The 22,985-nt window shown below is 69.7% G+C and carries 24 protein-coding genes; 7 read left to right on the forward strand and 17 right to left on the reverse strand.

The window, feature by feature from the left end:
* Nucleotides 1-33 precede the first annotated feature (33 nt).
* The gene (locus tag ACIA5G_RS06580) at nt 34-624 is read left to right on the forward strand and encodes a nitroreductase family protein (protein ID WP_395921174.1); all 591 of its coding nucleotides are present in this window, start codon (nt 34-36) and stop codon (nt 622-624) included.
* Between the two features lie 188 nt (nt 625-812).
* Here ACIA5G_RS06580 and ACIA5G_RS06585 read toward each other — a convergent pair whose 3' ends face one another.
* On the reverse strand, nt 813-1,184 hold the full coding sequence (locus ACIA5G_RS06585; RefSeq protein ID WP_395921175.1) for a hypothetical protein: 372 nt from the start codon (nt 1,182-1,184) through the stop codon (nt 813-815).
* Nucleotides 1,185-1,420: 236 nt separating this feature from the next.
* On the opposite strand from ACIA5G_RS06585, the gene leuA reads away from it, so the two are divergent.
* Complete coding sequence (leuA, locus tag ACIA5G_RS06590; protein ID WP_395921176.1) at nt 1,421-3,184, forward strand: 2-isopropylmalate synthase; 1,764 nt, start codon at nt 1,421-1,423, stop codon at nt 3,182-3,184.
* A complete protein-coding gene (locus ACIA5G_RS06595) occupies nt 3,181-4,158 on the forward strand; it encodes a helix-turn-helix transcriptional regulator (RefSeq protein WP_395921177.1) in 978 nt (325 codons plus the stop codon). Before leuA ends, ACIA5G_RS06595 begins: the two co-directional genes overlap by 4 nt.
* Here ACIA5G_RS06595 and ACIA5G_RS06600 read toward each other — a convergent pair.
* Nucleotides 4,149-5,051 (reverse strand): SDR family oxidoreductase, encoded by a 903-nt coding sequence (locus tag ACIA5G_RS06600; RefSeq protein ID WP_395921178.1) that lies wholly within the window; start codon nt 5,049-5,051, stop codon nt 4,149-4,151. The genes ACIA5G_RS06595 and ACIA5G_RS06600 overlap by 10 nt on opposite strands.
* A 130-nt stretch (nt 5,052-5,181) precedes the next feature.
* On the opposite strand from ACIA5G_RS06600, the gene ACIA5G_RS06605 reads away from it, so the two are divergent.
* Nucleotides 5,182-5,733: a DedA family protein gene (locus ACIA5G_RS06605; RefSeq protein ID WP_395921179.1), complete on the forward strand. Its 552-nt coding sequence runs from the start codon at nt 5,182-5,184 to the stop codon at nt 5,731-5,733.
* Here ACIA5G_RS06605 and ACIA5G_RS06610 read toward each other — a convergent pair.
* Nucleotides 5,720-6,340 carry a peroxiredoxin-like family protein gene (locus ACIA5G_RS06610; protein WP_395921180.1) on the reverse strand — a complete coding sequence of 207 codons (621 nt, stop codon included), beginning with the start codon at nt 6,338-6,340 and terminating at the stop codon, nt 5,720-5,722. The two genes, ACIA5G_RS06605 and ACIA5G_RS06610, sit on opposite strands and share 14 nt — an antisense overlap.
* Before the next feature lie 59 nt (nt 6,341-6,399).
* On the opposite strand from ACIA5G_RS06610, the gene ACIA5G_RS06615 reads away from it, so the two are divergent.
* Nucleotides 6,400-7,005: a TetR/AcrR family transcriptional regulator gene (locus ACIA5G_RS06615; RefSeq protein ID WP_395921181.1), complete on the forward strand. Its 606-nt coding sequence runs from the start codon at nt 6,400-6,402 to the stop codon at nt 7,003-7,005.
* Here ACIA5G_RS06615 and ACIA5G_RS06620 read toward each other — a convergent pair.
* Nucleotides 6,995-7,900 (reverse strand): LysR family transcriptional regulator, encoded by a 906-nt coding sequence (locus ACIA5G_RS06620; RefSeq protein WP_395921182.1) that lies wholly within the window; start codon nt 7,898-7,900, stop codon nt 6,995-6,997. The genes ACIA5G_RS06615 and ACIA5G_RS06620 overlap by 11 nt on opposite strands.
* 86 nt (nt 7,901-7,986) lie before the next feature.
* On the opposite strand from ACIA5G_RS06620, the gene ACIA5G_RS06625 reads away from it, so the two are divergent.
* Nucleotides 7,987-8,895 (forward strand): EamA family transporter, encoded by a 909-nt coding sequence (locus tag ACIA5G_RS06625; RefSeq protein WP_395921183.1) that lies wholly within the window; start codon nt 7,987-7,989, stop codon nt 8,893-8,895.
* Here the strand turns inward: ACIA5G_RS06625 and ACIA5G_RS06630 are convergent.
* The 4 genes from ACIA5G_RS06630 to ACIA5G_RS06645 all read right to left on the reverse strand — a co-directional run bounded on the left by ACIA5G_RS06630 (nt 8,892) and on the right by ACIA5G_RS06645 (nt 12,554).
* The gene (locus ACIA5G_RS06630) at nt 8,892-9,536 is read right to left on the reverse strand and encodes a DedA family protein (protein ID WP_395921184.1); all 645 of its coding nucleotides are present in this window, start codon (nt 9,534-9,536) and stop codon (nt 8,892-8,894) included. The two genes, ACIA5G_RS06625 and ACIA5G_RS06630, sit on opposite strands and share 4 nt — an antisense overlap.
* A gap of 104 nt (nt 9,537-9,640) precedes the next feature.
* Entirely contained in the window at nt 9,641-10,282 is a 642-nt protein-coding gene (locus tag ACIA5G_RS06635) for an SDR family oxidoreductase (RefSeq protein WP_395921185.1), read from the reverse strand.
* A gap of 725 nt (nt 10,283-11,007) precedes the next feature.
* Nucleotides 11,008-12,186, reverse strand: coding sequence for an RNA polymerase sigma factor (locus ACIA5G_RS06640; protein ID WP_395921186.1), 1,179 nt, complete (start codon nt 12,184-12,186; stop codon nt 11,008-11,010).
* On the reverse strand, nt 12,183-12,554 hold the full coding sequence (locus tag ACIA5G_RS06645; protein ID WP_395921187.1) for a YciI family protein: 372 nt from the start codon (nt 12,552-12,554) through the stop codon (nt 12,183-12,185). Before ACIA5G_RS06645 ends, ACIA5G_RS06640 begins: the two co-directional genes overlap by 4 nt.
* Nucleotides 12,555-12,639: 85 nt before the next feature.
* On the opposite strand from ACIA5G_RS06645, the gene ACIA5G_RS06650 reads away from it, so the two are divergent.
* Nucleotides 12,640-13,071, forward strand: a complete 432-nt coding sequence (locus tag ACIA5G_RS06650; RefSeq protein ID WP_395921188.1) for a YybH family protein — start codon at nt 12,640-12,642, stop codon at nt 13,069-13,071.
* A 42-nt stretch (nt 13,072-13,113) separates the two neighbouring features.
* Here ACIA5G_RS06650 and ACIA5G_RS06655 read toward each other — a convergent pair whose 3' ends face one another.
* From ACIA5G_RS06655 to ACIA5G_RS06695, 9 genes are all read right to left on the reverse strand, one after another.
* Nucleotides 13,114-14,226 carry an ABC transporter ATP-binding protein gene (locus tag ACIA5G_RS06655; protein ID WP_395921189.1) on the reverse strand — a complete coding sequence of 371 codons (1,113 nt, stop codon included), beginning with the start codon at nt 14,224-14,226 and terminating at the stop codon, nt 13,114-13,116.
* Nucleotides 14,223-15,218 (reverse strand): ABC transporter ATP-binding protein, encoded by a 996-nt coding sequence (locus ACIA5G_RS06660; RefSeq protein ID WP_395921190.1) that lies wholly within the window; start codon nt 15,216-15,218, stop codon nt 14,223-14,225. The genes ACIA5G_RS06655 and ACIA5G_RS06660 overlap by 4 nt, the downstream gene beginning before the upstream one ends.
* A 6-nt stretch (nt 15,219-15,224) precedes the next feature.
* The gene (locus ACIA5G_RS06665; protein ID WP_395921191.1) at nt 15,225-16,148 is read right to left on the reverse strand and encodes an ABC transporter permease; all 924 of its coding nucleotides are present in this window, start codon (nt 16,146-16,148) and stop codon (nt 15,225-15,227) included.
* The gene (locus ACIA5G_RS06670) at nt 16,145-17,146 is read right to left on the reverse strand and encodes an ABC transporter permease (RefSeq protein ID WP_395921192.1); all 1,002 of its coding nucleotides are present in this window, start codon (nt 17,144-17,146) and stop codon (nt 16,145-16,147) included. Before ACIA5G_RS06670 ends, ACIA5G_RS06665 begins: the two co-directional genes overlap by 4 nt.
* 86 nt (nt 17,147-17,232) lie before the next feature.
* On the reverse strand, nt 17,233-18,903 hold the full coding sequence (locus tag ACIA5G_RS06675) for an ABC transporter substrate-binding protein (RefSeq protein ID WP_395921193.1): 1,671 nt from the start codon (nt 18,901-18,903) through the stop codon (nt 17,233-17,235).
* 228 nt (nt 18,904-19,131) lie between these two features.
* Complete coding sequence (locus ACIA5G_RS06680; RefSeq protein WP_395921194.1) at nt 19,132-19,767, reverse strand: uridine kinase; 636 nt, start codon at nt 19,765-19,767, stop codon at nt 19,132-19,134.
* A 4-nt stretch (nt 19,768-19,771) separates the two neighbouring features.
* Nucleotides 19,772-20,206, reverse strand: coding sequence for a DUF2304 domain-containing protein (locus tag ACIA5G_RS06685; RefSeq protein ID WP_395921195.1), 435 nt, complete (start codon nt 20,204-20,206; stop codon nt 19,772-19,774).
* 14 nt (nt 20,207-20,220) lie between these two features.
* Entirely contained in the window at nt 20,221-20,922 is a 702-nt protein-coding gene (locus ACIA5G_RS06690; RefSeq protein ID WP_395921922.1) for a glycosyltransferase family 2 protein, read from the reverse strand.
* Nucleotides 20,923-21,035: 113 nt separating this feature from the next.
* Nucleotides 21,036-22,967, reverse strand: coding sequence for a DUF6541 family protein (locus tag ACIA5G_RS06695; RefSeq protein WP_395921196.1), 1,932 nt, complete (start codon nt 22,965-22,967; stop codon nt 21,036-21,038).
* Nucleotides 22,968-22,985: the final 18 nt, after the last annotated feature.

Genomic DNA, 22,985 nt, shown 5'->3' on the forward strand with positions numbered 1-22,985 from the left:
TGATGCAGCGCACGCCTGGGTACCGTGTTGATCGTGCGCAAACCAGCTGTGACGAGCATCCCGATCGCTGCCCTGATGGCCGAGCGGTGGAGCCCCCGGGCCTACGACGCGTCCTTTGTCATCACCTCGGAGCAGGTGAGAGCCCTCCTGGAAGCGGCCCGCTGGGCGCCGTCGTTCGGCAACACCCAGCCGGCCCGCTACCTGGTGGGCGTCCGCGGCACCCCGGCGTTCGAAGCGATCCTGGCGACGCTCAACTCCGGCAACCGGGCATGGGCACACCGGGCGAGCCTGCTGCTGATCGGCGTGATGGTGACGACGAACGAGAAGGGCGCGGTGCCGTACGCCGAGTACGGGCTGGGGCTGGCTTCGGAGAACCTCGTGCTGCAGGCGGTGGAGCTCGGCCTGGTGGCGCACCAGATGGCGGGCTTCTCCGCGGACGCGGTCCGGGCGGCGTTCTCGTTGCCGTCCGACGCCGTCCCGAAGGTGGCGATCGCGGTCGGGGCGCCGGGTCACCCGGACGTGCTGGAGGAGGACTGGCGGATCGAGCGGGAGAAGGCGGAGCGAGAGCGGCTGCCGCTCGAGGAGTTCGCGTTCACCGACGAGTGGGGAAAGCCGGCCCTTTAGACCGGCAGGACCCGGAACTCGCGTGATCGCCGACGTGATTCGCGTGATTGGGGCCGGAACTCGCGAGTTACGCCTCCAGTCACGCCGGATACGGCTCTGATCACGCGAGGCACGAGTTCACGCGTCGCAATCGGGTCCGCGAATCGCGCCATTCGCCGCGGACGGCGCGTTCGAAGCGGCGCGCCGCGTCAGGAAGCCCCGCCCACCCGGCGGATCACCTTGGCGAGGATGCCCGACACCACGAGCCAGAAGAGCGCCGCGATGCCGTAGTTCACCAGCACGCGCAGCTTTTCGTCACTCGGCGTGAACAGGTCGCTGAAGCCCAGCGCCAAGCCGTCCGCCCAGGAGTGGACGAACGACACGATCCCGTTGTCCGGGTTCGCCGAGCCGACCGTGAAGATCACGTGGATCACCAGGATCGCCGCGAAGACCAGTCCCACCCAGCGGACGATCGACGCCACCACGGACGCGACGCGGCCGCCGGTCCGGCGCCAGTCGACGGGGGCGCGGCGGGAGACCTCCGTCTCCTTCGACGCTGACGACTCTGCGTGTTCAGCCATGTCCGCAGTTTCGCACGGCACTGGGCCGATTGCTACCCGCTGGTAACACCAACGGCCCATCCCACGTAACAGTTGAATCGCGGCCCGGCTTCCCCCTGGCGGCGTTCCGTGGTTATGGTGGGGGCGTGGCGCGTGCTCTCCTGCTTCGCTGCCGCGACGGGGCCTGACCGGACCGGCTCCCCGTCGCGGGGCTTCGTGGTGCCGGTCGCACCCGTCGAGCTGGAGACACCCCTTTCATGAGTTCGCGCATCCGCAAACCCTCTCGTCCCGCGCCCGCTGACCAGCCCGCTTGGAACACCCAGCGCGGCACGTCCATGCCGGTCCACCGCTACCGCCCCTGGTACGACCTCGTCGAGAACATCGACCTGCCCGACCGCACCTGGCCGGAAAAGCGCATCGACCGCGCGCCACTGTGGTGCGCCGTCGACCTGCGGGACGGCAACCAGGCGCTGATCGACCCGATGTCGCCCGCGCGCAAGCGCAAGTTCTTCGACCTGCTCGTACGCATGGGCTACAAGGAGATCGAGGTCGGCTTCCCGGCCGCGTCGCAGACCGACTTCGACTTCGTCCGCGAGATCATCGACGAAGGCGCCATCCCGGACGACGTCAGCATCCAGGTGCTGACCCAGTGCCGCCACGAGCTGATCGAGCGGACCTTCCAGGCCCTCGAAGGCGCGCCGCGCGCGATCGTCCACATCTACAACTCGACGTCGATCCTGCAGCGCCGTGTCGTCTTCCGCGAGGAGCGCGAAGGCATCAAGAAGATCGCGACGCAGGCCGCGGAACTGGTCGTCGAGCTGGCCGCGAAGCAGCCCGACACCGACTTCCGGTTCCAGTACTCGCCCGAGTCCTACACCGGCACCGAGCTGTCGTACGCGCTCGAGGTCTGCAACGCCGTCACCGAAATCTGGCAGCCGACGCCGGAGAAGCCGGTGATCCTGAACCTGCCGGCGACCGTCGAGATGGCGACGCCGAACGTCTACGCCGACTCGATCGAGTGGATGAGCCGGAACCTGGAGCGCCGCGACTCGGTGATCCTGTCGCTGCACCCGCACAACGACCGCGGCACCGGCATCGCCGCCGCCGAGCTGGGGTACCAGGCCGGCGCGGACCGGATCGAAGGCTGCCTTTTCGGCAACGGCGAGCGCACCGGCAACGTCGACCTCGTCGCGCTGGGCATGAACCTCTACAGCCAGGGCATCGACCCGCAGATCGACTTCTCCGACATGGACGAGATCAAGCGGACCGTCGAGTACTGCAACCAGCTGCCCGTGCCGGAACGCTCGCCGTGGGGCGGCGACCTGGTGTTCACCGCCTTCTCGGGCTCGCACCAGGACGCGATCAACAAGGGCCTCGACGCGCTGAAGGACGCCGCCGGCAAGCAGGGCGTGCCGGTCGACGAGTACCCGTGGGAGGTCCCGTACCTGCCGATCGACCCGAAGGACGTCGGCCGCACGTACGAGGCCGTGATCCGGGTGAACTCGCAGTCCGGCAAGGGCGGCGTCGCCTACATCATGAAGGCCGAGCACCAGCTCGACCTGCCGCGGCGCCTGCAGATCGAGTTCTCGAAGGTCATCCAGCGCTACACCGACACCGAGGGCGGCGAGGTCGACCCGACCACGATGTACAACGCCTTCGCGACCGAGTACCTGGAGCTGAAGACGCCGCTGGAGCTGGTCCGCCAGCACGTCCGCGACAACGGGGACGGCGAGTACGACATCACCGCGACCGTGCGGGTGGAAGGTGACGAGCACGAGGTCACCGGCCGCGGCAACGGCCCGATCGCGGCGTTCTTCGACGCGCTGTCGACCGTCGGCTTCGACCTGCGGCTCCTGGACTACAGCGAGCACACGCTCTCGCCGGGCGACGACGCGCGCGCCGCGTCGTACATCGAGTGCGCGATCTCGGACCGGGTGTTCTGGGGCATCGGGATCGACCCGTCGATCGTCACGGCGTCGCTGCGTGCGGTCGTCTCGGCGGTGAACCGCGCCAACCGGTGAAAGCCGAGCGGCTGGTCGCGCTGTTGTTCACGTTGCAACGCCGGCGCAGCGCGACCGCCGCGGAGCTGGCCGAGGAGCTCGGCGTCTCCGAACGCACCATGCACCGGGACCTGGCCGCGCTGCGCGACGCCGGCGTTCCACTGTGGACCGAGCAGGGCCGCCACGGCGGCTTCCGGCTGGTCGACGGCTGGCGCGCGGGTCTCGACGGTCTCACCGCGCGCGAAGCCGTCGCGCTCTTCGCACTCGGGGTGCCGGAGGCGCTCGCCGGGCTCGGCCTCGGCACCGCGGGCAGCGCGGCGCGGGCGAAGGTGTCCGCCGGCATGCCGGCGGAGCAGCAGGAGCACGCCGCGCTGGTCGCCGGGCGCTTCCACCTGGACGCGCCCGGCTGGTTCGGCGGCGCCGACGAGCCGCCGGTGCTGGCCACGGTTGTCCACGCGGTCTGGGCGCAGCGGCAGCTCTCTGTTGCTTATCGACGTCGTGACAAGGTCGCCTCGCGGCTGCTCGAGCCGCTGGGGCTCGTGCTCAAGGCGGGCGTCTGGTACTTGGTCGCGCGGGTGCCGGAGGACAACGCGTTCCGGACGTACCGCGTCTCACGGATCCTGAACGCCGCTTCTTCGGAGGTCGCGTTCGACCGGCCGGCGGACTTCGACCTGGCCCGCTGGTGGCGCGCGTCATCGGCGACGTTCGAGCAGGTCGCACGCCCCTTGCGGGTCACTGCCCGGCTGAACCGGCTGGCGGTGCGCGAGCTGCGCCGCGTCTTCGGCGGCGAGCACCTCGCGGACACGGTGGTGTCCCTGGGCGAGCCGGACGTCGACGGCTGGGCCGAAGCCGAACTCGCCCTGGAAGGTGACGAGATCGGCCTCGGCCAGCTGGTCGCGCTCAGCCCCGGCGTCGAAGTGCTCGACCCACCGGAAGTGCGGACGGCGCTCGCCGCGATCGGCGCCGAGCTGGCCGCCCGCAACGCTCAGCGGTAGCCGGTCGTGTCCGCCGCCTTCCCCGCGTCGGCGACCTCGACCATGTACCGCCAAGCGTCCGGCCGGCTGCCGTCGACGTCGTCCACCCCGTACTCCTTCGCCAGCTGTCCGCTGCTCAACGTCTGCCCGGACCACCGATTCCGCGCAGGATCCGCCGCCAGCGCGACAACCGTGCGGCCGCAGAACGTCGGCGTCTCCGAGATCGCGAAATGCGGCACCTGCGCGCACGCGTCGCGCCAGTTGTCCTCGGTGACGCCGTAGATGTCCAGCATCATCTCCGAACGCAGGTACCCCGGGGTGAACGCGACCGCGGTCGCCCCGTGCGAAGCCAGCTCGGCCGCTTCGCCGATCGCGATCAGGTGCGCCGACGCCTTCGCGACGTAGAACGGCAGCGAAGTCCCTTCGCGGTACTTCGCGTTGTATTCGGCCGTGCCGTCCGTCATCTCGACCACCAGCCCGCCCGGGCGCTTGATCAGCAGCGGCAGCAGGAAGTGGCTGGTGATCAGGTGCGCGTCGATGCCGAGGCGGAGCATCCGCAGGCCGGCGTCCAGGTCGTGCTCCCACACCGGCTTGCCCCAGCCGAGGTGCTGGTCGCCGCCCCAGAGGCCGTCGACCAGGATGTCGAGCGGACCGACCTGGTCGGCCAGCGCGGCGACCTCGTCCGGCACCAGGTGGTCGACGCGGATCGCCTTCGCCTGCCCGCCCGCCGCTTCGATCAGCTCGGCGGTCTCCTCGATGGTTTCGGGACGGTCCACTTCGGACCGCCCGGCGCGGGTCGACCGGCCGGTCACGTAGACGAACGCGCCCGCCCGGCCCAGCTCGACCGCGATCGCCCGGCTCGCCCCGCGTGTCCCGCCCGCGACCAGGGCGACTTTTCCCGTGAGTGTGCTCATGAGAACGACCTTCGCGCCGAACCATGACAACTCCTGTCATGGTTCCCGCAGTCTGTGGGCGAGCTGTCGGCTTCCTGTGAGTCCCCGGTGATCGGGCATGATCCGCGCCGGACGGGCGGTTAATGGAGGTGTGGACGCGACTACGGCGGGACTCCTGGTGCTGTTCGTCGTCTCGCTGGTGCCACTGCTGCCCACCGAGGTGACGCTCCTCGGCATGGGCATCGCGGCGGCGCAGGGCGGGACTTCGCTGGCGCTGGTGATCACCGTGGCCTCGGCCGGGTGCCTGGTCTCGGACCAGGTGCTCTACGTCCTCGGCCGGTTCGGCGGCCGGGCGGCGCTGGACCGGCTGAGCCGGCGGAAGAAGATCGCCGCCGGCATCGGCTGGCTCAACGGGCGCCTGCAGCGCCACCCCCGGCCGGTGCTGGTGGCGGCCCGCTGGCTGCCGTCGGGCGGGACGATCGGCGCCCTGCTCGCCGGCTCGCTCCGGTGGCCGGTGGCGGAGTTCTTCACCGCTTCCGCCATCGGCGTCACGCTCTGGACGTCGTACGTGGCCTTCCTCGGCTACGCGGGCGGCCAGATCATCACCGAACCCGGGATCAGCATGCTGCTCTCCCTCGGCGTCGCCCTGATCCTGGGTTCGGTGATCACCTACGGCGTGAAGCGCGGCGCTAAAGCGATTTGACCGCTTCGAGGATCTGCGCCGGCTCGGTGCGCGTGACGAAGTCCGGATGGACGTCGACGAACCGGACGACACGGTCCCGATCGACCACGACGACCGCCGGGTGGACCAGCTCCCAGGTGCCGTTGACCTCTTCGAGGTCCGTGCCGAGTGTTTCCATGGCCTCGCGCACGGGAGCGGAAACCGGGTAGCTCAGCCCGAGCCCCCGCGCGACGGTGCTGCCGGCATCCGAAAGCACCGGGAACTCCAGCTCGGCCACCGGCACCGAGCCGTCCGGCCGCTGCGGGCTGATCGCCGCCAGGGTCGCGCCGAGCGTCGTCAGCTCGGGCAGGAGTTCCTGCTGGTAGGTGCGCAGGGTCAGGTTGCAGTACGGGCACCACTGGCCGCGGTAGAACACGAGCACCGCCGGCCCGGCCGCGACGAGCTCGCCCAGGCTCGACGGCGCTCCGTCGGCCCCCGGCAGCTCGAAGTCCTCAACTTTGGTGCCCACCTCGGCGAACTCCGTCTTCCGGGCGCGGCGCCGGTCGGCTTCGAGGACGTCGAAGATCTCCGGCGGCAGCACCCCGCGAAGGTGGTCGTTCACTCCGGTCAGGGCGGTTTCGAGTGTCATGGATCCCCCTAGCTGGTTGTACTGATTGGTACAGTGAAGCAGACTGTACTATCCGGTACATGGAGGCGCAAGCGGCAGCCACGACTGCGCGTGGCAAGCGGACCCGCGACACGATCGTCGACGCGGCGGCCGGGCTGATGTACGTCAACGGCGTCTCGGGCACGAGCCTCGACAAGGTGCTCGCCGCGAGCGGGGCCGGGAAATCGCAGATGTACCACTACTTCAAGAACAAGGATCAGCTGGTCGGGGCCGTGATCGACCGCTACCTGGAGCAGATCCTCGCCAACCAGCCCGCGATCTTCGAGCTGACGTCCTGGGCGGACCTCGAGACGTGGACCGAGCAGCTGCTGGACGTCCAGCGCCGGGCGGGCGGGCCGATCGCCTGCCCGCTGGGCAACCTCGCCGGCGAGGTGGGCGACAACCCGAAGCTCGCCCCGCTGGTCGACCAGGCGTACCGGAAGTGGGAATCCCACCTGGAGCGCGGGCTGGTCACGCTGCGGGACCGGGGCGAGCTGGCACCCGGCGCCGACCCGGCACGGCTGGCGCAGGCGGCGATGACGTCCGTCCAAGGTGGACTGCTGCTGGCCCACATCCGGCACGACATCACGGCATTGGAGGACGCGCTGCAGATCGCGCTGGGCTACCTCCGCAGTTTCAAGCCGTGAGCTGAGCGATCTCCGCGCGCAGCTCGTCGATCACCTTCGCGACGGCCGGGCGCTGCAGCGCACCCGTGCGGCACACCGCCTCCACCAGCCGCGCCGCGCGGATCCCCGCCAGGGGCCGCCCGACCAGGCCGCTGCCGCGGCGGGTGTTCATCGTGTACCGCGGCAGCAGCGCGATCCCGTGACCGGCGGCGACCAGCCGTTCGGTGATCCGGAAGTCGTTGATCCGCTGCACCACGACCGGCCGGACGCCGGTGCGGACGGTCAGCGAGCGCAGCACGTCGTCCACCGGGAAGCCGAAGTCGACGCTGATCCAGCGTTCGTCCGCGAGCTCCGCCAGCTCGACCCGACGGTGCCCGGCGAGCCGGTGACCGGCAGGAAGTGCGACGTCCAGCGGCTCCCGCAGCAGCGGCACGACGTCGAGGCGATCCTGGTCGAACTCCGGCGCGTGCTCGTCGCGGTGCGCCACGACGACGTCGTAGTCCGCGACCAGGCCGGGCACCTCCGGCGGGGTCATGTCGACGTCCCGGACGTCGACCTCCAGGCCCTCGTAGCCGGCGACGCGGGTCAGCAGCCCCGGCAGCAGCATCAGCCCGGCCGACTGGAAGATCGCGAGCCGCACCCGGCCGCGCGGTGCGCTGCGGTAGGTGTCCAGTTCGGACTCGGCGCGCTCGAGCGCGGCCAGCACCTCGTCGGCGCGGGCGACCAGCGCGCGGCCCGCGTCGGTCAGCCGCAGGCCGCGGCCCGCCGGTTCGGTGAGCGGCAGCCCGACCTCCCCCTGCAGCGCGCGCAGCTGCTGCGAAACGGCGGACGGCGTGCAGTGCAGCGCCCGCGCGGCCGCCGTCACGCTCCCGCGGTCGGCGAACTCACGCAACGTGCGAAGGCGACCCAGATCCACCCCGGCAGCATATGTGAAGCACGGCTACAAGATTCCTGCAGATATTCTCGCTGGTCCTTCACGGTCCGAATCGTCACAGTGGAGGCATGCCCACCCGTGACCGCCTGATCGCGGTGCTCGTCGCCGTCCTCTGGGGCCTCAACTTCCTCGCCATCCACGCCACGCTCGGCCAGTTCCCGCCGGTGTTCGCGGGTGCGCTGCGGTTCGCCGTGATCGCCGTGCCGACGATCCTGTTCGTGCCGTGGCCGAAGGTGAAGGTGCGGCACCTGCTCGGGTACGGCCTCGGGTTCGGCACCGGGCAGTTCGCGTTCCTGTTCATCGCGATGGACACCGGGATGCCGACCGGGCTCGCGTCGCTGGTGCTGCAGGCGTCGGCGCCGTTCACGGTGCTGCTCGGCGCCGTCTTCCTGCGTGAACGCGTCACGCCGCACCAGCTGGCCGGGATCGCGCTGGCCGTCGCCGGGATGGTGGCGATCGCGTGGCAGCAGTCCGGGCACGCCGCCCTGCTGCCGATGATCCTGACCCTGCTGGCCGCGCTGAGCTGGGCGTTCGGCAACCTCAGCACCCGCAAGGCCGAGCCCGACAACCCGCTGCACTTCACGCTGTGGATGTCGGTCGTGCCGCCGCTGCCGATGTTCGCGCTTTCGCTGGTCATGGAGGGCCCGGCCGCGCAGTGGCGATCGTTGACGACGCTGGGCACGCCGACCGGGCTGACCGCGCTCGGCGGGCTGGCGTACGTCGTGCTGATCGGCACCGTGGTCGGGTCGGGCCTGTGGACCACGCTGATGCGGCGCAACCCGGCCGGCGTCGTCTCGCCGTTCTCGCTGCTCGTGCCGGTGGTCGGGCTGACGGCGTCGTTCCTGCTGCTGGGCGAGCGGCCGACCGGCCTGGAGATCGGCGCCGCCGTTGTGGTGATCGCCGGGGTGCTGCTCGGCTCGATCCGGCGGGCGCGCAAGCCCGACCCGGAGCTGCTGCCCGAAGAGGTGCCGGCCTAGGCCGCCTTCTCTTCCTGGGGCTCGGGCGTCTCCTCGTCGTGCTTGCGGCCGAGCCGCTTCTTCATCACGAAGAAGACGACCACGCCGATGACGATCGCGGCGACCAGACCGAACTTGGAGAACCGGCCGAGCCACTCTTCGGCGACAACCCCGAGGTAGTAGACGGCGGCCGTCGTGCCACCCGCCCAGACGATGCCGCCGGCCGCGTTCGCCAGCAGGAACTTCGGGTAGTGCATGCGCAGCGACCCGGCGAGCGGGCCGGCGAGGATACGCAGGAACGCGATGAACCGGCCGAGGAAGACCGCCCACACCCCGCGTTTGTCGAAGATGCGTTCGGCGTTGGCGAGATGCGTCGGACCGAAATGCTTCGGGAATTTCCGGCCGGCCCACGCGAACAGCCGTTGCCCGCCGGTCTTTCCGATCAGATAACCGATGCTGTCACCGATGATGGCGCCGGCACTGGCCAGGATGCCGATCCACAGCGGATTGAGGTTACTGTGCTGCGAGGCCAGCAGAGCCGCGCTGACCAGCACGATCTCACCCGGGAGCGGGATGCCGAGGCTCTCGATCATGATCACCGCGCCGACGATCAGGTACACCGAGAGCGGCGGGATCGCCTCCAGCCATTGGTCGATGTGCACTACCCGTACCCCCTGCTTGGAAGATCTGCTTTCCGCAGGGTACCGGGGACGGCCTTACCGGGGCGGCCTACTCAGGTATAACCGCGAGTACGACTTAAGTAGCGTCAGTCGAGCGTCGCGAGGGCGGACCCGACCGGGAAATCCCCGGAAACGACGTCGAAACCGCGGTTTTCGGTGAGCGGCTCAGCGAGGGCCCCGACGAGCACGGCGGCGACGTCCTGCCGCGCGATCCGCCCCGGCTCGAGGTGCCCGGCGGCCTTGACGCGGCCGGTCGCGGGCCCGTCGGTGAGCGTGCCGGGCCGGACGATCGTCCAGGTCAGCGCGGACCGCTGCAGGACGCTGTCGGAGACCTGCTTGGCCAGCAGGATCGACCGCACGAGCCGGTCACCCTGGTCGGGCGAGTCGGCGAACTGCGCGGAGAGCTGGATGAAGCGGGCAACGCCGGCCTTCTCGGCGGCGCGCATGGCGGTGATGGCCCCGTCCCGGTCGACAAGATTCACCGATTCGGGTTCCGGATCGGGCGCGCCGATGGCGTTGATGACCACTTCGGAGTTCTTGAAGGCCTCGACGAGGTCTTCGGGATCGGCGGTGACGTCGGCAACGACCGGATCGGCCTTGACGTCCCGAAAGACCTCGGCCCGCTTCCGGCTGCGAAGCCCGGCCCGGACGGTGTGACCCCTGGCGATGAGCAGGCGGACAACGTGGAACCCGGTCCGCCCCGACGCGCCCAGCACGGTGACCTGCATGGCCTGATCCTCCCGCAGGACCGGGGACTTTGCCCAGTGCCGGAGTTGTCCACAGGCTCTGCCCCCATGTGGACAACTGCTGCGGAGGAGGCGCCGATGGGGCGGTTCACTTCCGGGGCGCCCGGTCCGTGGTGGCAGCCAGGTGATGCACCCAATGTGGCGTTCGGTGCGTCAGATGCACCCAATGCCACATTGGGTGCATCGCGCCTCGGCACAGCGACCTCAAACCTCTGCAGTCACGCCGATCACGTGCTCAATGAGCCGTCAGCGACACGCGCCACCTTGGCTACGGCCGAGCTGTGGCCGGCATGACCGGGGCTGGAGCCTGTTCAGCCGCGGCAGGAGTCGACCGACCGGACCGCAACTCTGCCTTGGCAGGGCGGGTGGTGCTCTGAGCGGGTCGGCCCCCGGCAAAGTCGACCGCCGATCGCGAGGCATCTCCGGTGCAGGAACCTCCGGGGCCCCGGTCCTTGGCGATAGCCAGGTGATGCACCCAATGTGGCGTTCGGTGCGTCAGATGCACCGAACGCCACATTGGGTGCATCGCGCCTCGAACCCCTGTAGTCACGCCGGCAGGGCGTGGGAGGTTACAGCGCTCGGCAAGGTCGGTCCCCTCGCCTGCTCAGCGAGGGTCAGTATCGGGAGCGAGTCGAGCGTCGCGAACCCGGCCAAGCACGCCGGCAAATCGACCAGGCCCGGAACCCATCGCCGAACCACGGCAGCCGTCAGGGCTGCAGGCGCGCCGCCCGGGACTGGAGGTAGGACTGCTCCGGCAGGCTCAACGTCCGCCGAGCCGCGGCCAGGTAAGCCTCCCGTGCCCCAGCCGAATCACCCGACAACTCCAGCAGATGCCCCCGCACCGCATCCACCCGATGATGCGCCGACAAAGCCGGATCCGAAGCAACCCCAGCGAGCTCCGCCAACCCCGCCGAAGCCCCATGGACCTGCGCAAACGCCACCACCCGATTCAAGGTCACCATCGGCCCCGGCGCCACCACGTGCAGCAGATCGTACAACGTAAGAATCTCCGCCCAGTCCGTCTCATCGGCAGAAGCAGCCTCATCGTGAACAGCCGCAATAGCCGCCTGAAGCTGATAAGGCCCCACCGGCGCCGAAGAGAGCGCGCCCGTAATCAGCGCAACCCCCTCCTCGATGAATCCCCGGTTCCAAAGCGAACGGTCCTGCAAAGCCAGCGGCACCAAAGCGCCGTCCGAAGACACCCGAGCCGGACGACGGGCCTCCGTCAGCAGCATCAACGCCAGCAGCCCGATGACTTCCCCGGACGAAGGAAGCTCGGACCGCAGCTGCCGGACCAAGCGGATCGCCTCGGTCGTCAGCTCCACCCGGTTCAGCGCGTCACCCGAACTGGCCGTATGCCCCTCCGTGAAGATCAGGTACAGCACCTGAAGCACCGAAGCGAGCCGCGAAGGGTCCGAAGCAGAGACGAACCGCTCGCCACGCAAGGACCGCTTCGCCCGGCTGATCCGCTGGCCGATCGTGGCCTCGGGAACCAGGAACGCCCGCGCGATCTCCGCCGTGGTCAAGCCGCCGACCGCGCGCAGGGTCAGCGCCACCTGGGACGGCCGGGTCAGCGACGGGTGGCAGCAGAGCAGCAGCAACGTCAGCGTGTCGTCGACGGCCACCGGTTCCGGCTCCGACGGAGAAGCCAGCGCCGCCGCCTCTTCACGGCGCTGGCGGGCCGTATCGCTGCGCAGCTGCTCGATCCGTCGGCGGGACGCCGTCGTGATCAGCCAGCCCTTGGGGTTGTCCGGCAGTCCCGATGACGGCCACTGCACCGACGCCGCCAGCAGTGCTTCCTGGACGGCGTCCTCGCAGGCTTCGAAGTCGCCGTAGCGCCGGACCAGCGCCGCGAGGACCTGCGGTGCGAGCGAGCGGAGGTTCACAGCTCCGGCCCGTGCAGCCCCATCACCGGGCGCACCTCCACCACCCCGAACGACGCCTCGGGCACCCGCCCGGCGATCTCGACCGCGCGCTCGAAGCTCTCGCAGTCCAGCAGGTAGAAGCCCGCGAGGAACTCCTTGACCTCGGCGAACGGCCCGTCGGTGGTCAGTGGGCCGCCGTCGCCGACGCTGACCTGCTTCGTCAGCTCCGGGTAGGCGAGCCGCTCGGAGACGATGCGCTCGCCGGACGCGTCGAGGTCGTCGTTGAGCTGCTGGTAGTACGCGAGCCCGGCCGCCCGCTGCTCGTCGCTCATCCCCTCCCACACCTGGCGCGACTCGGGGTTGCCGTAGATCAGGACCACATATTTCACCAAGGCCTCCCGGAGGATGTCGAAATCCGCGCGGCGGCTTCTACGTCTCCCGTGAAAGGCACCACCGGCACCTCAGGAGGATGGCATGACCGAGCACGACGAGAAGCAGATCCGCGATCTCATGGCGGTTCGCGCGCAGGCGATGACCAGCCGTGACGCCGAGACGCTGGCGGGGCAGTACGCGCCGGACGTCGTCGCGTTCACCCTCGCCCCGCCGCTCGTGCACCACGGTGAAGACCTCGAAGCGCGCAAGGCCTGGTTCGCCACCTTCGACGGCCCGATCGAGTACGAGATCCGGGACCTCAAGGTCACCGTCGGCGGCGACATCGCGTTCAGCCACGCGCTCAACCGGCTTTCGACGACGCCGAAGGGGATGCCGCAGCCGTTCGAGCTGTGGTTCCGCTCCACCGTCTGCTTCCGCAAGGGGGACGACGGCTGGCGGATCACCCACGTGCACGACTCGACGCCGTTCTACATGGACGGTTCGATGAGCGCGGCGCTCGACCTCAAGCCGTGAAACGAAAGCCGGCCGGGCACCAGGTGCCCGGCCGGCTCGTCGTCACAGGATTTCGGCGGACGTGCCGATGTCCGGCGGGCCCAGGTCGGGGTTCAGCGCCCCGGTGAGCTCCACCAGCTCCGCCTTCACCTCGTGCGGCTGGATGCGCCCGTCGCGGATGTCCTCCGCGTAGTGGCACGCCACCCGGTGACCGCCGCCGATCTCCCGCAGCTGCGGGCGGTCGGTGTCGCACAGGCTCGCCTGCTTCCACGGGCAACGCGTGTGGAAGCGGCAGCCCGACGGCGGGTTCGCCGGCGAAGGCAGGTCACCGGCGAGCAGGATCTGCTCGCGGGTGTCCTCGACCTGCGGGTCCGGCACCGGGATCGCCGACAGCAGCGCCCGTGTGTACGGGTGCAGCGGTTCCCGGTACAGCGAGTCCGCGTCGGTCTCCTCGACCAGCGCACCCAGGTACATCACGCCGATGCGGTCGGAGATGTGCCGCACCACCGCGAGGTCGTGCGCGATCACGACGTAGGTCAGGCCGAGCTGGTCCTGCAGGTCCTCCAGCAGGTTCACCACCTGGGCCTGCACCGAAACGTCCAATGCGGACACCGGCTCGTCGGCGACGATCAGGTCCGGCTCCACCGCCAGCGCCCGCGCGATGCCGATGCGCTGGCGCTGCCCGCCCGAGAACTCGTGCGGATACTTCCGCAGCGACGTCTCCGGCAGGCCGACCGCGGACAGCAGCTCCCGCAGCCGCCGCTGGGTGGCTTCCTTGTCCTTGTCGAGGCCGTGCGCGTGCATGCCCTCGAGCAGGATCGACTCCACCGACTGCCGCGGGTCCAAACTGGACAGCGGGTCCTGGAAGATCATCTGCATCCGGCGCCGGGCCTTCCGCAGCTCCTCACCCTTGAGCTTCGCGACGTCGGTGCCGTCGAAGACGACCGAACCGGCGGTCGGCTCGCTGAGCCGCAGGATCGCCCGGCCCAACGTGGACTTGCCGCAGCCGGACTCGCCCACCAGGCCGTAGGTCTCGCCGCGGCGGATGGCCAGGTCGACACCGTCGACCGCGAAGACGTGGCCGACCGTCCGATCGAACACGACGCCGCTCTTGATCGGGAAGTGCACCTTGAGGTCGGTGACCTCCAGCAGCACGTCGCCAGCAGGACGGGTCATCGGGCTCCTCCTCCCGCAGCGACCGCCGGCCGCACGGGGTTGTGACAGCGCAGCAGCCCACCCTGGTCGGGCACCAGCTGCGGCGAAACCTCACGGCAGACCGGCAGCGCGTTCGGGCATCGGGGCGCGAACGCGCAGCCGCCCTCCCACGGGATGTTGTCGGCCACGGAACCGCGGATGGGGACCAGCTTCTCGCCGCGGCCCGCGTCGAGGCGCGGGATCGAGGCGAGCAAGCCGTGGGTGTACGGGTGCCGCGGCTCGGCGAACAGCTGGTGCCGCTGCGCCCGCTCCACGATCCGGCCGCCGTAGAGCACGTTGACCTCGTCGCACAGCCCGGCGACCACACCGAGGTCGTGCGTGATCATGATCAGCGCGGTGCCGGTGTCCTGCACCAGTTCCCGCAGCAGCGCCAGGATCTGCGCCTGAATGGTGACGTCCAGTGCGGTGGTCGGCTCGTCGGCGATGAGCAGCCGCGGCCGGCACGCCAGCGCGATCGCGATCAGCGCGCGCTGCCGCATCCCGCCGGACAGCTGGTGCGGGTACTCGGTGAGCCGCCGCGCCGGGTCCGGGATGCCGACCTTGTCCAGCAGGTCCGTCGCTTCGACGGTCGCCGCCTTGCGCGACATCCCGCGGTGGCGCTCCAGCACCTCGGTGATCTGCAGCCCGATCGGGATGACCGGGTTCAGCGAGGACAGCGGGTCCTGGAACACCATGCCGAGGTCGCGGCCGCGGCGGTCGCGCATGTCCTTGTCGGACAGCTTGAGCAGGTCGGTGCCTTCGAAGCGCACCGAACCGCTGACCTTGTTGCCGCGCCGGGCCAGCAGCCGCATGATCGCCAGCGACGTCACCGACTTGCCGCAACCGGACTCGCCGACCAGGCCGACGGTCTGGCCCGGTTCGACGTCGAAACTGACGCCGTCGACCGCGGTGAAATTCCGCTCGCCGCGGCGGACGAAGTTGACCGTGAGGTCACGGACTTCAAGGAGTGCCACGGTGGTTCACCGCCTGTTCTTCGGGTCGAGGGCTTCACGGAGGGACTCGCCGAGCAGCGTGAACCCGAGCGCCACGATGATGATCGCGATCGCCGGGTAGTACGCGAGCTCCGGGCGGACGTCGAGGAACTGGTGCGAGGCCTTGCCCAGCATCAGTCCCCACTCCGCCCGCGACGGGTCCGGGTCGCCCAGACCGAGGAACGACAGTGCCGCGGCCTCCAGGATCGACGTCGCCAGGGTCAGCGTCGCCTGCACGATGACCGGGCCGAGCGAGTTCGGCAGCATGTGCCGGAACACGATCGCCCAGCGCTTGACGCCGAGCGACCTCGCGGCCAGCACGTGGTCGGCGTCCCGCTGCGACAGCATGGAACCGCGCAGCAGCCGGGCGAAGATCGGCACACCGATCATCGACACGGCCAGGATGACCGTCCACTGGCTCGGCTTCGCGAACAGCGCCGCGATCGAGATGGCCAGCAGCAGCGACGGGAACGCCAGCATGACGTCGACCAGTCGCATGAGGACGGTGTCGACCCAGCCGCCGAAGGCACCCGCCAGGCCACCGATGATCACGCCGATGAGCACGCCGACGATCGTGGCGAGCACACCGACGATCAGCGTCTGCTGGGCGCCGGCGATCAGCCGCGACAGGAAGTCGCGGCCGAAGTCGTCCACGCCGAGCGGGAACCCGGACTGCGCGCCCGGGATGTAGTTCGGCCGGACCTGGTCGCCGAGGTACTGGACGTCCGGGTCCTTCGGCTCCAGCAGGGGCGCGAAGATCGCGACGATGAGGAACACACCGGTGATGACGCCACCGGTGATCGCGACCGGGCTGCGCAGCATCCGGCGGATCGCTTCCCCGCCGAGGCTGCGGCCGCTCGCCGCGGCGAGCTTGTCGATCGGTTCCTTCTTCTTGTTGAGCAGAGTGTTCATCGCACACGCACCCTCGGGTCGATGATCCCGTACGAGATGTCGACCAGCATGTTCACCAGGACGTAGACCACGGCACCGAACAGCAGGAGTGCCTGCAGCCGGGGGTAGTCACGCCGTTCGATGCCTTCGGCCAGGAGGAAGCCGAGGCCGCGGAAGTTGAACACCCGCTCGGTCAGCACGGCGCCGCCGAGCAGCGCGCCGGTCTGCAGGCCGATGGTGGTGACCACCGGCAGCAGGCCGTTGCGCAGGACGTGCCGGGTGCGCACCACCTGCTGGGTCAGGCCCTTGGAGTTGGCCGTGCGGATGAAGTCCTCGTTGAGGACGTCCAGCACCGACGCGCGGGTGATCCGGGTGATCACCGCGAGCGGGATGGTGGCGAGGGCGAACGCGGGCAGGATCAGGTGCTTGATCGCGTCCCAGACGGCGTCCCACTCGCTCGTCATGATGCCGTCGAGGATGGCGAAGTTCGTGATGGCCGTGGCGTCGAGCCCGGCGGCCTGGCGGCCCTGGGACGGCAGGCCCAGCGGTGCGGCCAGGAGGTCTTGCATCATGTAGCCGAGGAAGAAGACCGGCACCGCGACGCCGATCAGGCTCAGCACGATGACACCGTTGTCAACGGGCCCACCGCGGTACCGCGCGGAAAGGTAGCCGGCCGGGATGCCGACGATGATCGCGATGATCATCGCCGAGAGGCCCAGCTCGATGGTCGCCGGCAGGAAGGTGACGATCTCGCCCATCACGGGCTGGGTCGACACGAGCGAGTTGCCGAAGTCGCCGGTGAGCGCCCGGCCGAGGAACCCGAAGTACTGCACGAAGATCGGCTGGTCGAGGCCGAGCACGTGGTTGAGGTTGGCGATCTTCTCCGGCGTTGCCTTGTCACCCAGCAGAGCGGCGGCGGGACCGCCGGGCAGGGACCGGAGCCAAGCGAAGACCAGGATGGACAGGATGAAGAGCGTCGGAATTGCTTGTAGCAGCCGACGCACGAGGAAACGAAGCACTTGCAGTCCTTTGTTGCCAGCCCGGGATCAGGCGCAGGGGGTGGGTGCGGTAGCACCCACCCCCTGCCTTTGGCTGAAATCCAGAATCAGCTCACGGTCACGGTGTTGAAACGCTCGTCGGTGAGCGGGCTCGCCACCAGACCCTTGACCTTCGGGCCGACCACGATCGCCGGGGTCGGGTAAGCGATCGGGATCGCCGGGAGGAAGTCCATGATCTTCTTGTTGACTTCCTGGTACGCCTTGGCGTGGGCGTCACCGGCGGGCGAAGCGTCCGCCGCGCTCAGAGCCGAGAAGAGCTCCGGGTTGTTGAACCCGAACTCCTTCTTCTCGCGACCGAAGAACGTGCCGACGAAGTTGCCGGCGTCGTTGTAGTCACCGGTCCAGCCGAGCAGGTGGAGGTCCTGCTTACCGGCCTTCTGCACGTCGTCCTTGTAACCACCGTTCCACGGCTCGGCGTGGGCTTCGATGTTGACGCCGATCTTCTTGAGGTCCTCGGAGATCGCGGTGAAGGTGTCCGCCGGGTTCGGCATGTACGGCCGGCTGACCTCGGTCGGGTAGTAGAACTTCAGCGTCAGGTTCTCGGCACCGGCCTGCTTCAGCAGGTCCTTCGCCTTGTTCACGTCGTACGGGTACTTCGTGACGTCGTCGGTGTAGCCCGAGATGACCTTCGGGACGAACTCGGTCGCGACCTCGGAACCCTCGGCCAGCTTCGACTTCACGAACTGCTCGCGGTTGATGCCGTACGCCAGCGCCTGGCGGACCTTGACGTCCTTGAGCTTCGGGTTGTTGGCCTGGTTGATGCCCAGGTACAGCACGTTGAACGACGGGCGGATGAGCACCTGCTCGCCGTCGTTGCGCAGCAGGCCGTAGTCCGCCGGGCTCGGGTAGTCGTAGCCGTTGATGTCGCCGGCCTTGAGCGCCTGCTTGCGGGCGTTCTCGTCCGGGATCACCTTGAAGATCAGCTTGTCGAGCTTCGCCGGCGACGGGCTGCTGTCGTTGCGCACCAGGGTGATCTCACCCTTGGCCTGGTCCCAGCTCTCGAACTTGAACGGCCCGGTGCCGGTCGGGAACTTGTTCGCGTACTCGCTGTACGTGAACGAGTCGCCACTCTGGGTGACCTGGTCGGCGTTGTGCGCCTTGAGCGCGGTCGGGCTCTCGATCGAGAAGGACGGCAGTGTGAACGCCGACGGGAACGCACCCTTGGCCTTGTTGAGGTTCAGGACCGCGGTTGTCGGGTCCTTCGCCTCGCAGCTCTTGTAGACCGGCTCGCCGCTCGCGTCGCCCTCGTTCTTGGCGAAGCCCTCGAAGACGTCGCCGTAGTAGATCATCTGGCTCTGGGCGGCGGCGCCCTTCATGTTGTACCAGCGGTCGAAGTTGTAGCAGACCGCCGTGGCGTCCATCGGGGTGCCGTCGGAGAACTTCACGCCGGACTTCAGAGTGAACGTCCAGGTCTTGCCCTCGGCGCTCGACTCCCACTTCTCGGCGAGAGAAGGTTCGAGATCGGCGGTGCCCGGCTTGTTCTGGATCAGCGTGTCGTAGATCTGCCGCGTGATCCGGAAGGTCTCGCCCTCGTCGTTGAACGCGGGGTCGAACATCTTCGGGTTACCGGCTGCGCCGAAGATCATCGTGCCTCCGGAACCACCCCCGGCGCCCTCTTCACGCTTGGATTCCGCACAGGCGGACAGCGAAACCGCGAGCGCGCCGGCGAGCCCGATCAGGGCCACGCGGCGTGTTCGGGTCAGCCGCAATTGCTGCATCTGGCACCCCTTGGGAGATGTTCGGGTTCTAAGTCACCGTCCGGTCGGTCAGGAACTCGACGGACGGTCGGTGTGCTCGCCGACACTAGCGGGAACTCGGCTCGCACTTAAGCACGTGAGGTTACGATCGCGCTACGTGGGCGTCGATTTGACCGCAATGTGTCCGTAAATCACGACAGAATGTGACTGTTTCCCGGTCCTGACTGCACCCGGTGCCGGATCACTAACTCAGATGGCGGTACCCACGTTAGGCCAGCCGTGTTGGCGCGTTCGACTCGCTTGATCGATCCGGAGCGGTGCGCGCACGGAGCGTGACCGATCCGTTTCCGACGAAAGTCGGGTGCCGGCGGCCTCGGCGGTGCCGTCGACGGCGAACCAGCCGCACTCGAACCGTTGCCAGCGGCCCAGTTCGGCCCGTGCGGCCTCGCCGTCCCGCGCCACGGCCTTCGCCAGCCGCTCGGCCGCCGAGCCGCCGGAGATCCAGCAGAGGTCCGAAAGCAGGGGTCTTACCGAAGCCCGGCCGCACGAAACACCCTCCAGCACCAGGACGTCCGGCACGGCCACCCGAACGAGCTCACCCGGCCGGGGTGCCCCGGTGGACCAGTCCACTCGCCGGTAAGCGCCTTCGAGACCGTCCGCCAGGGGACGCAGGACGCCGTCGACCAGCTGGGGCCACCACGCGACGGGGTCGTCCCACGTCGCGAAGGCGTCGGTGCTCACCAGTTCCGTCCGGCACCCGCGAGACCGCAGGTCTTCGACGACTTGGGCGGCCAGCGTGGACTTCCCGGCGCCGGAAGGGCCGTCGATCGCCAGGACACGAACCCCGCCGAGCCGGGCGGGCGCGGCGAGCAGTGCTCCGATCAAGGCGTCACTTGGAGACGCGCTCGACCTCCGGGAGCCCTTTGACGTCGTCCGGGGCCGCCGTCTTCGCCTCGAGCTCGGCGATCCGGCGCTCCAGCTCGTGCTTGGTGTCCTCGAGCTCGCAGCGCAGCAGCGCCGTCTCCTCGACCGACGTGCGCACCTCTTCCTCCAGGTGGCCGACCTCGGTCGACAGGTGCAGGGACACCAGGGCCAGCACGACGCCGGCCAAGAGGAAGACGAAGTTCGACGGCGTCTGCACGCCGGTGTGCTTGGCCAGGAATTCGGCCGCCTGCGGGAGCACCGCGAGGACGACGACGCCGACCGCGACGACGAGCCACACACCCGCGTACTTCTCGCGCAGCTTCCGCCGCCGCATCATCTCGAGGACGACGAACAGCACCACGCCCGCGACGACGATGCTGAGGATGCGCCAACCGTCCATTTCCACTTCCCCTTTTAGGCCGAGTCGGACGAGTCGACGGCCGGCCGGCGGCGCACCAGCGCCAGCAGCAGCGCGAGCCCGGCCCGGCTGAGGTAGACGGCCGACTTCACGGGCGAGTGACTGGGCGTGCCGCCCGCCCGCTCCCGCATGACGACCGGGATCTCCCGGATGGTCAGCTTGGCCCGGATGGCCATGACCAGCGACTCCACCGTGTCCCCGAGGTACTCCGCGGGGTAGTAGCCGGCGAACAGCCGGATCGCGCGCGGCCCCATCGCCTTGAAGCCCGACGTGACGTCGGTGAGCTTGGTCTTCGCCAGCCGCGAGAACACCAGCGAAAGCGCGACCATGGCGTACTTGCGCGGGCCGCTCGCCTTGTACGAGCCCTTGCCGGCGAACCGGGAGCCGATCACGATGTCCGCGTCGTCCAGGCCGCGCAGCAGCGCGTCGAGCTCGTCGGGGTCGTGCTGGCCGTCCGCGTCCACCTGCACGACGACGTCGTAACCGCGGGCCGCGGCGTAACGGAAGCCGGTGCGCATCGCGCCGCCGACCCCCAGGTTCACCGCGAGGCGGGCCACCTCGGCCCCGGCCGCGCGGGCCAGCTTGGCGGTGTCGTCGACCGAGCCGTCGTCGACGACCAGCAGATCGCCACCCGGCAGGGCGCGCTTCACCTGCTCGATGACCGACGCGACGCTCGCCGACTCGTTCAGCGCGGGCATCACGATGAGCACCCGGCGGCCGGTCACGGAGGTCGCAGACGTCACTGACACGCGATCACTTTAGCCCGTCCTTCTGGGGCCGGGCCCCAGACCCCGGCGGGGAAGCCGGGGCGTCACTGCCCGTCACCCGGCCCGGAACCCGGTGCAACCGCGCCCTCGATCCGGTAGACGGCGGCGTCGGCGTTGCGGAAGACCTGGCGGAACCCCGGCGTCCGGTCGAGACCGGCGAGGCCGACCGAGTTGCGCAGGTTCGGCGTCGCGGTGCCGGACCCGACGAAGACGTAGCGGACGCCGAGCGCGGTCAGCGTCCGGCGGACCTTCGGGTACCGGTCGAGGTCGTTGAGGAACACGCTCAGGTACGCCGCGTCCGTACCCGGATCGGCGCCGTAGAACGTCCACTCGACCGGGCGGAGTCCCTCCAGCGCGTACATCCAGACCGAACCGTCCGCGCGGTCGTTCATCACGCGCTCACCCGGCACGGTGTGCTGCCCGAGCCAGCCGAGAGCGGTCCGCTCGCCGTCGCTCAGCGCCGGGAAGCCGCGGTACCCGACGTTGACGTGCACCGTGTTGAGGCCCACGTAGCCGCCGCGGCTGCCCGCGCCGATCACGAGCGCGAGCACGGTGAGCGCCACGAGCGGGGCGGCCCGCAGCTTCGGCGACCACTTCCGCAGGCGCGCGGCGGACCAGGTGGCCGCGCTGAACGCGAACTCGCCGAAAGCCACCGCGCCGATGAGCGGGAGCAGCGCGGCGATCCGGTAGTAGTCGTTGTAGAAGGGCCCGCTCACCAGGCTGACCAGGCGGTTGTCCAGCGACGCCGTGGCCGCGTAGAGACCGCCGAAGACGACGTAGCCGGCGGCGATCCACACCAGCCTCCGGTGCCGGACCAGCAGCACGACGCCGATCAGCGCGGGCACCCCGATCCACCACTGCGGGAAGCCGGCCATCGGCGAGAAGGTCACGGTCTGCCCGACGGCTTCGGTCACCGACGCCACGGTCGGCCACTCCGCGGACGTGACACCACCGGCGTTGTAGAGCGACGGCAGCACCTGGGGAAGCCCGAACAGGACGGCGAGCACCGCGGTCGCGGCGATCGACGGCCAGGCCGCGCGCCAGTCGATCACCTCGAGCTTGACCACCAGCGCGCCGAGCAGCAGCACGAAGTAGACCAACGCCACGAAGACGACACTGGTGTGCAGGCCGGCGAGACCGGCGACCCCGACGGCGATCGTCACCGGCCCGGCGATGCCGCGCGGGACCAGCAGCAGGCGGCCGAGCGTCAACAGTGCCGGCACCAGGGCGACCCCCGCCGCGTACGGCCAGACGGGACCGTGCCACATCAGGTCGTACGGGAACGCGGTGAAGCAGGACGCGGCCACCGCCGCGGCCGCGGCCCCGATCGCCGGCATTCCCCACACCCGGCACAGCGCCGCCACCCCGAGCGGGAACGCGAGGACCACGGCCAGCGAGGCGAGGTTCACGATCGACACGACGTCGAGCCCGCCGTGGCCGACGAGCAGCGCGAGCAGGGCGTGGTAGGTATCGGGGTAGAAGTAGTGGTGCTCGTCCGGCAGGTTCGCGATCGTCCCGACGGTGGCCGGGCGCGCGTCCCCGTGCTCGGCGATCCAGCGCACCAGGTTGGCGTGGAACGGCGCGTCGAAGTCCTGGTTGACGTTGCCGGGCGTCCGGATTCCGCGCAGCGTCGCGACCGCGCCCACGGCCATGCCGGCCAGCACACCCGCGCCGATCAGCAGGTGTTCGCCGGCTTTGCCCTTCGCCGCCGCCTCGGGACCGGGTGCGTCCCGCCGGATCCGGCGCACCACCAGGCCGAGCGCGAAGGCGACGACGGTGAGCACAGCCGTCCAACCGGCCACCGACACGACGTCCCAGCGGATGCCCAGCCCGCCGAGCACCGGGATGCCGAGCGCCACGATGCCGAAGGTCAGCAGCGGCGCTCCGGCGGCGAGCGTCCAGCCGCGCAGGCCGGCGGCCGCGCCGAACACCGCGCCCGGCAGCCAGAACGCCAGCAGCACCAGCAAGAAACCCATGCGCGGTATCCGTCCGTC

It is taken from the genome of Amycolatopsis sp. NPDC051758, from assembly GCF_044453095.1.
Taxonomy (GTDB): Bacteria; Actinomycetota; Actinomycetes; order Mycobacteriales; family Pseudonocardiaceae; genus Amycolatopsis.